This window comes from Rickettsia endosymbiont of Proechinophthirus fluctus, from assembly GCF_001602635.1.
In the GTDB taxonomy this organism is placed as follows: Bacteria; Pseudomonadota; Alphaproteobacteria; order Rickettsiales; family Rickettsiaceae; genus Rickettsia; species Rickettsia rickettsii.
The window spans coordinates 258,906-272,789 of record NZ_LECS01000004.1 but is presented as its reverse complement, the minus strand read 5'-3'; the positions used below and the strand labels follow the sequence as shown (position 1 = coordinate 272,789).

The window sequence follows — 13,884 nt, the reverse complement described above, 5'->3', positions numbered from 1 at the left end:
GCTTGCTTCTATTGCATCAAAAATAAAAGGTGTTGAAAAAGTTGTGTGTTACGCTAAAATAATGAATAACTTTAACACCAATAATGATAATAGTGAAGAATCATAAATTCAAATTAGACCTCTTGCAGAATGAAGCTAATAAAGAGAAATTTGAAGGAAACACGGCATGTAGCACTACAGCATACACTTTAGTACGTGAGGATGCGAGTACCGGATTGACGTATACCGCAGATATTGCAAAAGTTGGAAATCAAATAAGTGGTGAGCCTGCACAGCGTATAAAAATACGTGAACACAGGCGAATCCCGAAATTTGACTTACCAAATCTTAAAGTATCAAAGGTATACAAATTACCTTTAGGAGTAAGTTATGCAAAGGGTTTATTACTTTTGTTAATTTTTTGTTTTGGTCTCAGCGGTTGTAATACCTCAAAAAGATTACCTTATTCCCACAAATATTCTTACAAAGAATTATCAAAAGATGATCCTCATAATCTAACTTATAAAGGACATTATAAAGTCGGTAAAAATTATAAAATAAAAGGAAAGACTTACAAACCTCACAACCCTAAATCTTTTACCGAAACAGGTTATGCCTCATGGTACGGTGGACTTAAAGACGGTTTTCACGGTAAAAAAACCGCTAATGGCGATAGATTTAATAGAAATTTATTAACTGCTGCACATAAAACTCTTCCGCTCCCTTGCTTAGTTAAAGTTACCAACAAAGCCAATAATAAAGCAGTAATTTTAATGGTTAATGATAGAGGTCCTTTTAAGCAAAATCGTATAATAGATGTTTCTCAAAAAGCGGCTGAAATTTTAGCATTTAAAAATCAAGGTATAACTAAAGTAAAAATAGAATATTTACCTAATGAAACTGAGAAATTTCTAAAAAATATTAATTTAAAAAAACCACAAAGTAAAACTTTAGCTCAAAACTCTAAAAAATCTTCATCTAATAAAGTAACAAACTACAATAAATGTAGCGTTAATTGTCATATAAAACTTATAAATTTAAAGTATAAATTGGCAGTAACTCCTTAAAAGATGTGTGAATATTAAATCATCAATAGTCATAGGCGTTGTTGCATAGCTCGATTTTTAACGTCATTGCGAGGAGCAACTTAAGTTTCGACGAAGCAATCTCAGGAGTTTTTGTATTACCTCATGAGATTGCCACGACCACTTTGTGGTCTCACAATGACGATACATATCAACTACGTATATTCTTTTTCTTTATTATTTTTGATTTAGCTTTTGTAGTAGATTTATTATTAGAGGCAAGCTTGATTGAAGGTTTAGAGATTATAGGCTTAATATTAAAATGCTGATCTAATAGCCCCATCATCTTTTGATCACGAGATGCGGCACTTTTACCGCCTGTAACAACGGCAATCAATGATTTACCGTTCCTAGAAGCAGTAGTTACTAAATTATAACCTGCCGGTGTATGAAAACCTGTTTTCATCCCTTCTGCACCTTGATAATTTTTAGTAACCCTATTATGTCCGTTTACTACATTTCCACGAAATACAAAGCTGGTTTTAGCAAATAACGGATAAAATTTAGGATAATCTCTCTTCAAAGCCATAGCAAGTTTAGCCATATCTCTTGCGGTAGTTTGCTGCAATGGGTCATGCCAACCTGAAGCATTTTTAAAATAGGTATTCTTCATACCGAGTTGTTTAGCTTTAACATTCATTAAATGAGCAAAAGCTTTCTCTGAACCTTTCATACCCTCAGCAACCGTTACAGCAGCATCATTAGCAGATTTTATAATTAATCCATTAATTGCCTCTCGAACGGTTATAGTTTCCCCTGCTTTTAAACCCAACTTACACGGTGGCATTTTTGAAGCTTTCGCTGATACAAGTAATTTTTTATCTAAAGGTAACTTACCGGCTTCAATTGCTTCAAACATTAAGTATAGAGTCATTAGTTTAGTTAAAGAAGCGGGGTAAATCCGAATTTGTGAATTATGGGCCTGCAACACTTTACCGCTTTTTGCATCAATTACTAAACTAGTTTGAACAGGAGGCTTAGGGGTATTTTTTACGGCTTTTTTTGCTTCGCTTATAGGCGCAAAGAAAAATGTTACGACAAAAATATAAGGTAATAAAAATTTCCTAAACATTTTAAATAAATAAAATATTATTCCAATTAAACCAAACGTGATTTTTCGTCATTGCGAGGAAAAATTGAAAACTTTGATGAAGCAATCCAGTAAAAAATGCATAACATTTTTTTATTATTTTCCTAGATTGTCACGCTTCCTACGGTCGCTCGCAATGACAATGAAAATAATACTTACTACACATTAACCTTTTTATTAAGATACATTAATATAAACAAAGCAGGCAAGGCTAAAATTATAGTAAAGAGGAAAAAACCGTCCCAGCCCATCATATTTACGAGTTTTCCAGCATAAATAGTGACAGTATTGTTACATAAACTACTAGCACTACTAAGTAAAGCATATTGTGTTGCGGAATATTTTTTATTACATAAATTACCTATATATCCGACTAAAGCAGTAGCACCCATAGCGGCAGCAAAATTCTCTATAGTAATAGCAATTAATAAAGCTTCAAAAGAAGGAGGCTGATGATTAAGCCAAATAAATGCAAAATGCGTTAAGCTTTGGGCAATACCGGTAATAATCAAACCTTTAAAATTCCCCACCCTATACATTACAATACCACCGACAAAACCACCGACTAAGGTTGCAATCAATCCATAAAGTTTAGCTATTATTGCTATTTCGCCTTTTGTATAACCAAGCTCTATATAAAAAGGTGAGGCAACCGCTCCAAGCATAGCATCGCCTAATTTAAAAAATATTACCGCAAGTAAAATAGTTGCAGCAAATTCTCTTTTGAAAAAATCCTGGAAAGGATTAATTACTGTAGAAATCCATGAAGTAATAGAAATAATATTAATTTTTTCTCTTACTAATTCTTTTTCGTTTACGGTTATTATAAATATCGTTGCAACGACAAATATTATAGCTATAACACAGAAAGTTAGTTGCCAATTATTTCCAGTTATTTCTGCAAGGTACAAAGCACCTGCCCCTGTAATAAGCATACCGATTCGATAACCGAATACAGCGGTTGCACTAGCTATGCTTTGTGTTTCTTGATCAAACTTATCTATACGCAACGCATCAACGGCAATATCAAACGTGCTAGATAAAAAGCCTAATAATATAGTCAAAAAATAGAAAGAAGTTAAAGAAACTGCAGGATTTTCCTTGCTCATAGCAATTAGTACTAAAGCCATTAAAGAGCTACATAATATAAGCCAGCTTTTGCGATGTCCCCACCTACTTAAAAAAGGTATTTTAAAATTGTCGACTAGAGGTGACCAAAATACTTTTAACGAATATGATAACCTTGCAACCGCAAAAGTAGTAATAACGGCGATATCTATACCGGATTCTTTTAACCATACCGCAAGAGTAGAAAAAATTATAACCAGCGGCATACCGCTAACTATTCCTAAAATAAATATTTCAAATAATCGATAGTCTTTAAAAATCTTGGTAATGCGCATTGTGATATTTCATTAAATCGTCATTGCGAGGATGGGCATAGTCCCAACGTGACAATCTAGGAAAATAATAAAAAAATGCTATGCATTTTTTACTGGATTGCTTCGTCAAAATTTTCAATTTTTCCTCGCAATGACGAAAATATTAGTGTTGCAATAATAATTAATAAATATAAACTATTTACTTTATAAATCAACCATTTTCTCTTAACTCCTTATTATACAACCTATAATATTCATCTTTATTCTTAAGCAATTGTGTATGAGTTCCTTGTTCACAAATCTCACCGTTTTTCATGACGATAATATTATCAAGATCGGTAATACTGCTTAAACGATGCGTAATAATTAAAGTGGTTTTTCCTTGGCGTAATTTCTTTAACGATTCTAGAATTTTCTGTTCGGAAGTTTGGTCTAAGCTGCTTGTTGCTTCATCCCAAATTAAAATAGGGGCATCTTTTAAGAAAGCTCTAGCAATAGATAAACGCTGACGCTGACCGCCTGAAAGAGTCGTCCCCTGCCCCCCTATCTGCGTGTCGTAACCATTCGGCAGATGCATAATAAACTCATGAGCATCGGCATATTTTGCTGCTCTAATTATTTCTTCTCGTGTAGCGTTTTCCTGACCGTATGCTATATTTTCTGCAACGCTTGTATCAAATAAATGAGTATCTTGAGTAACTAAGGAAATCTGACCTCTAAGTGAAGTAAGCTTAATATCTTTAATATCATGATTATTAATTAAAATTCTTCCTTCATTTGGATCATAAAAACGTACTAATAAATTACTAAGCGAAGTCTTAGCACTACCTGAACGCCCGACAAACGCAATAATTTTATGAGGCTCTAGCCTTAAATCTATATATTTTATAGCTATTTTACTCTCAAACCTTAAAGCTAATTTTTCAAAAGTAATTTGTGGATTATATAAATCTACGTCTTTAGCATCTTCATGATCTTTAATAAGAGGCTCGGTATCCAAAATACTAAATACCCTCTTAGCTGCTGCTATTCCTTCTTGCAAATTAATATTTAACGATACCAAACTTTTAAACGGTCTATAAGCCGCTGCAAAAGAAGCCAAAAACGCAAAAAGAGCCCCTGGCGTACTTTTCCCCTCCAGGACTAGATTACCTCCATACCATACCATCCCTCCAACTGCAAGACCGCTTAAACCCTCCATAATCGGTGAAACCATCGCATCTAGCTTAGATGTTTTTTTGTAGAACTCTAAAATATTATTAATAATCAACGATGCTCTATTACTTTCTATTTGTTCGCCTACAAAAGATTTAATAATCTTAATTGACTGAAATGTTTCATCAAGCCGAGAGGTATAATGCCCAAACTCTTCTTGTGACTGTGCAAATATTCTTCTTATCTTTCTACCCATCCTTTGCACCGGATAAACAGCTAAAGGGAAAACAAGAAAAACTACGCAAGATAATAACGGTTCTAAATGAAACATTGTTGCTATTAAACATACTACAGTTAGGAAGTGTTTAGCACATCCGACAAGTAAGTTAGAAACAGCTCCACGCATCAAAGAAATATCATTAGTAAAACGAGATATTAAACGTCCTGAAGATTGGTTTTGAATAAAAGAAATATCGGCAAATAACAAATGCTCATACATTTTTATCTGTAAATCGTTTAGTACCCTCTGCCCAACAAATTTTATTAGATAATTCTGATAATACTCTGAAATTCCTTTTATAACAAAAGTTACAGTAAGCACTATGGGCATTATTATAAGCATTTTCTTATCATGCGTTAAAAAAACCTTATCAATAATAGGCCTAGCCGCATGTACGATCACTGCCGTACAAAGTGCTGCAACAACCATACAAAATATCGAAAAATATATTTTATTTGCGTAAGGTTTAACATGATCTTTTATCAGCCTTTTTATAACATCTGCGGCTGTGTAGTTATCATTTAAATTATTGTTATTCATTCTCGTTAAAAATATTAAATTGATAATGTGATTGATTCGGTACAGGCATTTTCAAATGCTCAAAAGCGCTAATCGTGATTACCCTACCTCTAGGAGTTCTTTGTAGTAAACCTATCTGTATAAGATAAGGCTCTATGGTTTCTTCAAGTGCATCACGTTGTTCAGATAAGGCAGCTGCAATCGTTTCAATTCCAACAGGACCGCCGTTATAATTATCCGCTATGAATTTTAGATAACGATAATCATTGCTATCAAGTCCTATGCGATCAACTTCCAAACGATTTAACCCAAAATCAGAGATTTGCTTATCTACTCTTGATCTACCATCAACTGCTGCAAAATCTCTTATACGACGAAGCAATCTTAATGCAATTCTTGGCGTTCCTCTACTTCTTTTAGCTATTTCTTCAGAACCTGAATCGGTCAAATCAATATCAAGTAGTTTACTTGCTCTATTTAGAACTTTCTTCAATTCCTCAGTATTATAAAAATTTAGTCGCATAGGGATACCGAACCTATCACGCAAAGGATTACTAAGCAGCCCGAGGCGTGTGGTAGCACCGATTAAGGTAAATTTCGGCAAGGTTATTTTCACTGACCTTGCAGCAGATCCTTCACCGATAATTATATCAAGCTCAAAATCTTCCATAGCAGGATATAAAACCTCTTCAACCGCAGTATTTAAGCGGTGGATTTCATCAATAAATAATACATCGTGCTTTTCAAGATTGGTAAGAATAGCAGCAAGATCAGCTACCTTAAGTATAGCAGGACCGGAGGTGGATTTAAAATTACCGCCGATTTCGTTAGAGATAATTTTAGCAAGCGTAGTTTTACCAAGCCCGGGCGGACCGTAAAATAAAGTATGATCCAGATGCTCATTTCGAGATTTTGCAGCCTTAATAAATACCGAAAGATTTTCTTTAATCTGCTGTTGACCGACAAATTCTTGCAAATATGATGGCCTTATCGGCAATTCTTGATCATTTTCACTTTTTTCAGGTGATAATATATTAGTCATTATTTTAAATCGAATATAATGACTAATAATAGCCAAAAAATAGTTTTATGCTATAAATTATTTTAGACTTTTATATTAGCCCTCTTCATAGAAACTAGTTACCCCTTCTCTCAGTTTATCTACGGTTTCAAAAAATTTTTCTGTATCAGTGACGCCTAAGTTTTGTAATTCTTCTTTAAGGTAATTTTGATTTAATCCTTTATATAACTTGAAATAATGGCCAAATATCTCATTTAATAATATTACATTAGGATTTTCATAATAATTTTTCAAAACTTCTGCTACATCTTTTAGAGTAAGGTTATTTTCATCAGTTATTTCTGTAATTTGTGCGTCTAATTCTTGTCTATCTTGAGATTTCATGCCTACCTTATAACCTAAAATATTACATCCAATTAAGCTTTTATTCTCTTTTATAGAATCCGATAAGGCTTTCTTTGATTCCTCGCTTACTGCTGTACTTAATGAAAAATTCAATCCGGCAAGTTTAGTATTTTTAACAAATGAGGATCAGGCAGAAACATTATTATCAAAAAATATCCCACTTATATCTAAATCGCTTATTTTTGTTTCGTTTACTCTTAAGGTATCTAAAAGAACATCTATCTTATTAGCATTATTCAAAGCATTTATAAAACTAATGTCGGTAATGCGGCATAGCGGATCTTTAAAAAATTCAGCAAATAACTTTATTGATTTTAAACTCCACACAAAACTATCAGTGCTTAAGTACTTTATAGTAGCATCTCCTTATAAAGCATTAAATAACCCATTTTTAAAGCATCTTCAGGAATTTTAGAGTATCCAGCAGCTGCAAATACCGGTGATTGTGGTACAAAATTAACCTCGGGAATACTTAAAGTAGCAGGGTCTTTCTATAGCTCTTTTAATATTTCTTCAGCCTTTATTTTTCCTAAATATTCTATTAACTTGGACATATATTTTACCTATTAATTTTAGTAAAAAAATTAATATAAAATAACTGCTAATTTATCAACTAAAAATTAGAATTTCGATTTTTCAGGGCTGTTTTGATTAATTCATCAATAGAGATTTCGGGATTTTGGGTAATGATGCCTTGAACAGCGTTTTGAGCTTCAAATCTAGAAAATCCTAGATTTACTAGAGCTTTTATTACTTCATTACTTGCAACGGGTGTGATATTCTTAATATTTAAGCTCTCTTTAATAATAGCTGAACCGCTTGATATTTTTGCTACTTTACCTTTCAGCTCTAGCACTATACGTTCAGCAAGTTTAGCCCCTACTCCAGATATTGCTTTAAATATATTTTTATCTTCATTATTTACAGCAATTTGAATATCTAAAGGCGTAAGGCTTGATAAGATAAATAAAGCCATTCTTGTACCTATACCGTTTACTGATTGTAGTAAATTAAAAAAAATCTTCTCTTCTAGAGTCAAAAAACCGTAAAGATGAATATGTTCCTCTCGAACATGGGTTTCAATAAATAATTTATAAAACTCCCCTTCAGCAAGTGTACCTAAAGTTTTACCTGAAGCATAGACTAAGTACCCTACCCCGTTTACGTCAATTATAACGTAATCATCTCCTTGGGAATCAACTTTACCACTTAATTTACCGATCATATATTTACTTTTTCTTTTTACTATATATTAAAATTAGTGCCGGTAAAGCGGTAATAATTGCTGCTAAGATGTAATGAATAACAAATGGTCTATCCATCATATGACACTGCCCATCATTAGGAATAGTTTGAGCCAAAACCATATAAGCAACTATTATCGTCACTACTATATATAGACTGGTAAAAAACAAATATTTTATAAAATTTTTCATGTTAATCTCTTTTTGAATCAGTGATATGATGTTATTCCTGCGAAAGTAGAAATCTAGGGGTAAAGCAAGATAAATCGAGTTTTTAAAAAGCTTTAAAGTACTGGATTCCGGCTTTCGCGGAAATGGCATCAGAGCTTTTTTCTTCTCTTAAGTTAACACTCATACACGAAAGCGGGCATTACATTAAAAACTACACAAACTTATAATAAGTTTGATTCTTATCCCCTTTACTTATTAAAAGTTTACGCTCTAAACCATATAACAAATCTCTACTAGCCGTTGCTGTAGAAATACTTTTATGTACAGTAATATAATCTTTTCTAGAAAACCATTGATCTATTAAATTAACCTTAGCAAATTCCATTCTAGATAAAGGCGTATTTGCCTCATATGTAATATTGTTACTATATAATCTTAATGCTGCAACTATTTTATCAAGCATAAACTCGATCAATAAGGTCGATTCACCAAGCTTATCACACTTACTTAAAACATTATAATATTCACTTTGATTATTCCTTATCAAACTTTCAACAGAAATATACTCAAAAATTTTATTAGCTTGCATTAGTAATAATTGTTGCCATAATCTACCGATTCGTCCGTTACCGTCTGAAAAAGGATGGATAAATTCAAACTCATAATGAAATATACAAGCTTTAACTATTCCAGAAATTTGCTTATCTTGTGCTATAAACTCAAATAAATCCTGCATTAATAAAGATACACGGCGTGACGTAGGGACAAAATATATAATCCTGTGCCTTTAAATATAGCGACATTACCTTTACGCCACTTTCCGTTATCTTCTACTAATCCTTGCATTAATATCTCATGTGCTTTTAATAATGATTCAATTTTGAAGGGATTAAATATAGTCAGATTATTGTATAGTTTTATAGCATTTTTTACTTCTACAATATCTTTTTCAGGTGCAAGTACACGCTTGTCGTTTATTATATCGGTTATCTGCTCTACGCTTAAACTATTTCCTTCAATGCAATTTTCTCGTAATGACGTATATCTCTTTATTTTACAATACACTCATTAGACTACCTACCTCAATATCTTCTATAACACCACTTTTACGCTCTTTTAATTCAACAATATTATTTGCGGCTTTTTTAGGACCAATTATAATTTGATGAGGTGAGCCTATAAGATCATGCGTTGCAAATTTACTGCCTGGATGTGCTTCGGTATCGTCATATAACACTTCTATATTTTTATCTGATAGCTCTTTATAAACCATTTCCGCAAGCTCTACGCATTTACTATCATGAATATTTAAATTAATTAGAGAAACTTTGAAAGGAGCAACACTAGAAGGCCATATGATACCTTTCTCATCGCAATTTGCTTCTATGATAGCAGCAACTAACCTTGAAATGCCTATGCCGTAAGAACTCATTTCTATAGGAGTTAGTTTACCATACTCATCATTAATAAGTGCATTCATATTAACCGAATATTTTGAGCCTATATAAAAAATATGCCCGACTTCTATTCCTTTACTGCTGGTTATTTCTTGTTCAGATATAGGTAATTTATTTACTTCATATTTTTCTTCAGCTGCTGCGTACCAACTTTTAATTTCCTCTACATCGATATCAGGATTATTTTTTAATGTCTTAAATTTTTTATCGTAATAAATAGTACTTTCACCAGTTTCAGCGATTATATGAAACTCATGGCTTAAATTGCCACCGATCGGACCGTTATCGGCAATAACAGGGATAGCAAACACGCCTAAATCCCTGAAAGCATTGATATAAGCCTTATACATTTGATTATAGGTTTTAACAGCATTTTCTTCATTTATATCAAAAGAATAAGCATCTTTCATTAAAAACTCTCGTCCTCTCATAACACCAAAACGAGGTCTAATCTCATCACGAAATTTCCATTGGATATGATAAAGATTTTTCGGCAAATCCTTATATGACTTAATATTATGACGAAAAATATCCGTAATCATATCTTCGTTAGTAGGACCAAATAGTAAAGTATTATCGTGGCGATCTTGAAATTTCAGCATTTCTTTACCGTAATTATCAAAACGTCCTGATTCCATCCATAAATGTGCTGGCTGAATGCAAGGCATTAGAACTTCCAAAGCTCCCGCTTTATTCATATTTAAGCGTACTATATTCTCGATATTCTTCAATACTTTTAAGCCAAGCGGAAGCCAAGTATAAATCCCTGCTGCTTGCTGCCTAATCATTCCGCTTCTAAGCATTAATTTATGCGAAGTTACTTGAGCTTCTCTTGGCTCTTCCTTTAACACAGGTAAAAAATATTTTGATAATAACATATTTTATTTACTTTCTTGCTATATTTATAATCATTTATTTGGTTATCCCGTGGCTTAACCACGGGATCCAGTTTTTTTAAATTTTTTTCTAGATACCGCGATCAAGTCACGGTATGACAAAATGACTGGATTCCCGCTTCCGCAGAAATGACATTAATAACGTATCACCTTTTAGCAGTAAGGTTTAAAAACTCATGACGATATTTCTGCTGTTCGGCAAATATACCCGTATAATGCATAGTATTCATAACGCTATTATCTTGCATTACGCCACGCATTGACATACAGCTATGTACGGCAGAAATCTTAACGGCAACGCCAAGCGGCTTTAAATTCTCCTGCACGCTTTCTGCTATCTGTACAGTCATTTTTTCTTGGATTTGTAGTCTTCTAGCAAAAATATTTACTATTCGTGCTAGCTTACTTATGCCGACAATACAATTATCAGGAACATAAGCTATATCTACTGTACCGTTAAAAGGTAATATATGATGTTCACAGAAAGAGGTAAATTTTATATTCAGTAAGATAAAATCTCGAAAATTATAAGTTTCATAAAACTTGGTATTTAATATTCCTGCTACATCCTTTCCATAACCGGAAAATATTTCTGCGTAGCTATTAATTACTCTATCAGGCGTTTTAAGCAACCCTTCTCTGCTTGGATCTTCACCAATGAATTTTAGTAACGTTCTTACTGCCTCTTTAGCTTCTTCTTTAGTTGGTTTACTCATGTGCTAGTTTTATACTTTTAAAAAACATTACTTTAACACAAATATATACAAACATCAAGCCGCCTACTATAGCAATAACCCCTCCTCCACCCATCATTCCCATTAATAGCTTAGCTGACATCGGCATTACACTATTTGGGTCTTTCCGCATAACACCATAACCACCGGCGAATGCTAGACCTAGTATGTGCAGAATCTGCCCGAATGTTAGGAGGTAAAATGTAAAATTAATAATATTGTCATTGCGAGGAGGCACGAAGTGCCGACGCGATAATCTAGGGAGTTTTTGTATTACCTCATGAGATTGCCACGCTCTTTTTAGTCGCTCACAATGACGTTGATACCTCCCAATACCCAAATAACTACACCCCATACAAGCAATGCTAATCCCTACTATAGACCCGTGATAATGAGCAGGAATTGCTACATTTATACCTGTGATATTCATTGCTATAAACCCACCAAGTAAGAATAAAGTAATAGAGCAAAGTAAGATGGTTTTGATTACTCTGTCATTTATTGTAACCGTGTCATCCCGCGGGATGACAAATACCCACACCAACTCAACCCCCATACCTATTAAACATAAAACAGGAGCAATGCCGCCTAGATATTTCATATGATTTGTATAGAATACTTTGAAGGCTCCATCGATAATATCATAAAATATATGACCGAAAAGTGTAAGAATTCCGAAAATAAAATTTAAATAAAGTAAGAAAAGATAGAATTTTTGACATTTCACTTCTCTAGCTATTAACTCTCTAAATAAACTAACCCAAATAAATATTAATATTTGAGTATATATAAATTGCAGTAAATGACCTCCGCTCCAAAAAAGTAATTCATAATAAAATTCTATCTCGATTGGAATAATTTGAATGATGTTTTGCAAGCCATTATAAGACCATCCAAAACAAACAAAACTTAAAATAAACATTATAATAGTCGATAATACGGTAAAATTAACTAGACTATTTAAGTTCGTCCAATCGAAGAAATATAAAATATTTATAGCGTACAATAGCAACGTAACACCAAATAAGCTTAACCCCCCAATAAATACGATATTTTCAAGCATCGGTATATAATTATTCATCACCGGATTATGCCCGGCTATTGGGGAGATGGCGATTAGAAGAGTAGCTAGAAAAGCAAGTTTGGGGTAAAGGCGAAACACGTCATTGCAAACGAACGTAGAGAGCGTAGCAATCTCAGAAATTTTGTATTGTTTCATGAGATTGCCGCGTCGAGGCTTTACCTCTCCTCGCAATGACGTTTCACCCCCCCAAACACTAGCCGTAACGGACAATAACCAAATCAATACCGATAAATTAACATGAATAATTAAGGCAGATTTGAAAATATGCGGATTTGGGAAAAAGCTTGATAATTGCGGGGTACGTAGTACCACCAAAATAATTGAATATAAACCCGCAAATCCCAAGGATAAAATACCAAGCTTAAGCCAAGAATTAGTTAAGCTATTATTTTGTAATTGATTGGTAGAATTCATAACTACAGGTAAATATTAAATATAATCTACAAATAGCTCACGGTATTTAAATAAGCAATATTTTTTTATTTGCTATAGAAGCTAACATACTATATTAATAAGTCAATCCAGAGTTAATAGTTAGATATGACTAACCACCTATGCATCGGTATCGGTATTTTAATCTTTGAATAATAAGAATGAAATTTTATTAGGTAAACATATTTAGTTCCCATGGTGAGTCTAGTGATGCTCCCGTCGGTGGACATTTAGAATTTGGAGAAACATTTGCAGAATGTGCTATCCGTGAAGTTTTAGAAGAAACAAATCTGATCATTGAAAATCCACAATTGATAGCGGTGACTAACGATATTTTTGAAAAAGAACAAAAGTATTACATCTTGATTTGCCTTAAAGCTCATTGTTTAAATGAGCATGAATTACAGAATCTTGAGGCTCATAAAGTAGAAAGCTGGTAGTGGTTTGCTCTTGATAATTTACCCTCTAACCTTTTTCTACCTCTAAAAAGACTCATTGAGAAAAAATGTTATTTATATAAAAAAAGTATTGATTAACTAAGTTTATCTAATTTTAAATATCCGACGCGTATTTGTGTAAAACACTAACAATAAGAGTTTGATAAGACATTCTTTCTTATGCTGCAATTCTTTATTATATGATTTAAATCGTATAACGGCAATCTAATATTAATTCTTTCCGATTTTTTAAAAAAAATTAGCTGCGGCAATTTTAGCTATATTTTTTGGCTCTCTAGTTCTTTTTTAGGCAACTCTAAAAGCTCATCTTGTTCAAAATAATCTAGTATTTCTTGTTCTTTTTCAGTAAATTTGTATTTTTTCATAATCTAATCCTTAGCCTGACAATATCATTCTAACTTAGCAATTTTAATAAATGATCACCTTGATTTATAATTATGATAACACAGATTTTATTGTTGTAGCGGATTGAATGGTGGGTTTGAGAAGACT

12 protein-coding genes, 1 tRNA gene and 4 pseudogenes (1 of these 17 cut by a window edge) are annotated in these 13,884 nt (G+C 32.9%); 3 read left to right on the top strand and 14 right to left on the bottom strand.

The features are described 5' to 3' along the window. Both BG75_RS09715 and BG75_RS03270 read left to right on the top strand, forming a co-directional pair. Positions 1–106 (top strand): annotated as a pseudogene (locus tag BG75_RS09715) (BON domain-containing protein); the annotation flags it as partial. After that, positions 84–1,046 carry a septal ring lytic transglycosylase RlpA family protein gene (locus tag BG75_RS03270; protein ID WP_062811431.1) on the top strand — a complete coding sequence of 321 codons (963 nt, stop codon included), beginning with the start codon at positions 84–86 and terminating at the stop codon, positions 1,044–1,046. The pseudogene BG75_RS09715 and the gene BG75_RS03270, both read left to right, overlap by 23 nt. Before the next feature lie 62 nt (positions 1,047–1,108). On the opposite strand, the pseudogene BG75_RS10795 reads toward BG75_RS03270, so the two are convergent. The 13 genes and pseudogenes from BG75_RS10795 to BG75_RS03210 form a co-directional block, all read right to left on the bottom strand. Then, positions 1,109–1,208: pseudogene (locus BG75_RS10795) on the bottom strand (lytic transglycosylase domain-containing protein); the annotation flags it as partial. 7 nt (positions 1,209–1,215) lie between these two features. Further along, positions 1,216–2,136, bottom strand: coding sequence for a D-alanyl-D-alanine carboxypeptidase family protein (locus tag BG75_RS03265; protein WP_062811430.1), 921 nt, complete (start codon positions 2,134–2,136; stop codon positions 1,216–1,218). A 176-nt stretch (positions 2,137–2,312) separates the two neighbouring features. Beyond that, the gene (locus BG75_RS03260) at positions 2,313–3,557 is read right to left on the bottom strand and encodes an AmpG family muropeptide MFS transporter (protein ID WP_062811429.1); all 1,245 of its coding nucleotides are present in this window, start codon (positions 3,555–3,557) and stop codon (positions 2,313–2,315) included. 190 nt (positions 3,558–3,747) lie between these two features. Next, positions 3,748–5,511, bottom strand: a complete 1,764-nt coding sequence (locus BG75_RS03255) for an ABC transporter ATP-binding protein (RefSeq protein ID WP_062811428.1) — start codon at positions 5,509–5,511, stop codon at positions 3,748–3,750. Next, positions 5,504–6,532 carry a Holliday junction branch migration DNA helicase RuvB gene (ruvB, locus tag BG75_RS03250; RefSeq protein WP_062811427.1) on the bottom strand — a complete coding sequence of 343 codons (1,029 nt, stop codon included), beginning with the start codon at positions 6,530–6,532 and terminating at the stop codon, positions 5,504–5,506. Before ruvB ends, BG75_RS03255 begins: the two co-directional genes overlap by 8 nt. Positions 6,533–6,607: 75 nt before the next feature. After that, a complete protein-coding gene (locus tag BG75_RS03245; RefSeq protein WP_062811872.1) occupies positions 6,608–6,895 on the bottom strand; it encodes a hypothetical protein in 288 nt (95 codons plus the stop codon). A gap of 147 nt (positions 6,896–7,042) precedes the next feature. Next, complete coding sequence (locus BG75_RS03240; RefSeq protein WP_062811426.1) at positions 7,043–7,243, bottom strand: hypothetical protein; 201 nt, start codon at positions 7,241–7,243, stop codon at positions 7,043–7,045. A gap of 286 nt (positions 7,244–7,529) precedes the next feature. Then, positions 7,530–8,141, bottom strand: a complete 612-nt coding sequence (gene ruvA / locus BG75_RS03235; protein WP_062811425.1) for a Holliday junction branch migration protein RuvA — start codon at positions 8,139–8,141, stop codon at positions 7,530–7,532. A gap of 4 nt (positions 8,142–8,145) precedes the next feature. Then, the gene (locus BG75_RS03230) at positions 8,146–8,352 is read right to left on the bottom strand and encodes a hypothetical protein (RefSeq protein WP_062811424.1); all 207 of its coding nucleotides are present in this window, start codon (positions 8,350–8,352) and stop codon (positions 8,146–8,148) included. A 190-nt stretch (positions 8,353–8,542) separates the two neighbouring features. Beyond that, positions 8,543–9,351: pseudogene (locus BG75_RS03225) on the bottom strand (Fic family protein); the annotation flags it as partial. Between the two features lie 34 nt (positions 9,352–9,385). Further along, complete coding sequence (gene proS / locus BG75_RS03220) at positions 9,386–10,666, bottom strand: proline--tRNA ligase (protein WP_062811423.1); 1,281 nt, start codon at positions 10,664–10,666, stop codon at positions 9,386–9,388. 164 nt (positions 10,667–10,830) lie between these two features. Continuing rightward, entirely contained in the window at positions 10,831–11,400 is a 570-nt protein-coding gene (gene folE, locus BG75_RS03215; RefSeq protein WP_062811422.1) for a GTP cyclohydrolase I FolE, read from the bottom strand. Continuing rightward, positions 11,393–12,916, bottom strand: coding sequence for a cbb3-type cytochrome c oxidase subunit I (locus BG75_RS03210; protein ID WP_062811421.1), 1,524 nt, complete (start codon positions 12,914–12,916; stop codon positions 11,393–11,395). Before BG75_RS03210 ends, folE begins: the two co-directional genes overlap by 8 nt. Before the next feature lie 166 nt (positions 12,917–13,082). Between BG75_RS03210 and BG75_RS10575 the strand changes: the two are divergent. Then, a pseudogene (locus tag BG75_RS10575) lies at positions 13,083–13,374 on the top strand (nucleotide triphosphate diphosphatase NUDT15). 491 nt (positions 13,375–13,865) lie between these two features. Here BG75_RS10575 and BG75_RS03205 read toward each other — a convergent pair. Beyond that, positions 13,866–13,884: transfer RNA gene (locus tag BG75_RS03205), tRNA-Ile, on the bottom strand; it runs 59 nt beyond the window's last position.

Bases quoted from the DNA above. Each gene is read 5' to 3' on its own strand.
- BG75_RS03270 (WP_062811431.1), top strand. From the start codon at position 84: ATGATAATAGTGAAGAATCATAAATTCAAATTAGACCTCTTGCAGAAT.
- BG75_RS03265 (WP_062811430.1), bottom strand. From the start codon at position 2,136: ATGTTTAGGAAATTTTTATTACCTTATATTTTTGTCGTAACATTTTTC.
- BG75_RS03260 (WP_062811429.1), bottom strand. From the start codon at position 3,557: ATGCGCATTACCAAGATTTTTAAAGACTATCGATTATTTGAAATATTT.
- BG75_RS03255 (WP_062811428.1), bottom strand. From the start codon at position 5,511: ATGAATAACAATAATTTAAATGATAACTACACAGCCGCAGATGTTATA.
- ruvB (WP_062811427.1), bottom strand. From the start codon at position 6,532: ATGACTAATATATTATCACCTGAAAAAAGTGAAAATGATCAAGAATTG.
- BG75_RS03245 (WP_062811872.1), bottom strand. From the start codon at position 6,895: ATGAAATCTCAAGATAGACAAGAATTAGACGCACAAATTACAGAAATA.
- ruvA (WP_062811425.1), bottom strand. From the start codon at position 8,141: ATGATCGGTAAATTAAGTGGTAAAGTTGATTCCCAAGGAGATGATTAC.
- BG75_RS03230 (WP_062811424.1), bottom strand. From the start codon at position 8,352: ATGAAAAATTTTATAAAATATTTGTTTTTTACCAGTCTATATATAGTA.
- proS (WP_062811423.1), bottom strand. From the start codon at position 10,666: ATGTTATTATCAAAATATTTTTTACCTGTGTTAAAGGAAGAGCCAAGA.
- folE (WP_062811422.1), bottom strand. From the start codon at position 11,400: ATGAGTAAACCAACTAAAGAAGAAGCTAAAGAGGCAGTAAGAACGTTA.
- BG75_RS03210 (WP_062811421.1), bottom strand. From the start codon at position 12,916: ATGAATTCTACCAATCAATTACAAAATAATAGCTTAACTAATTCTTGG.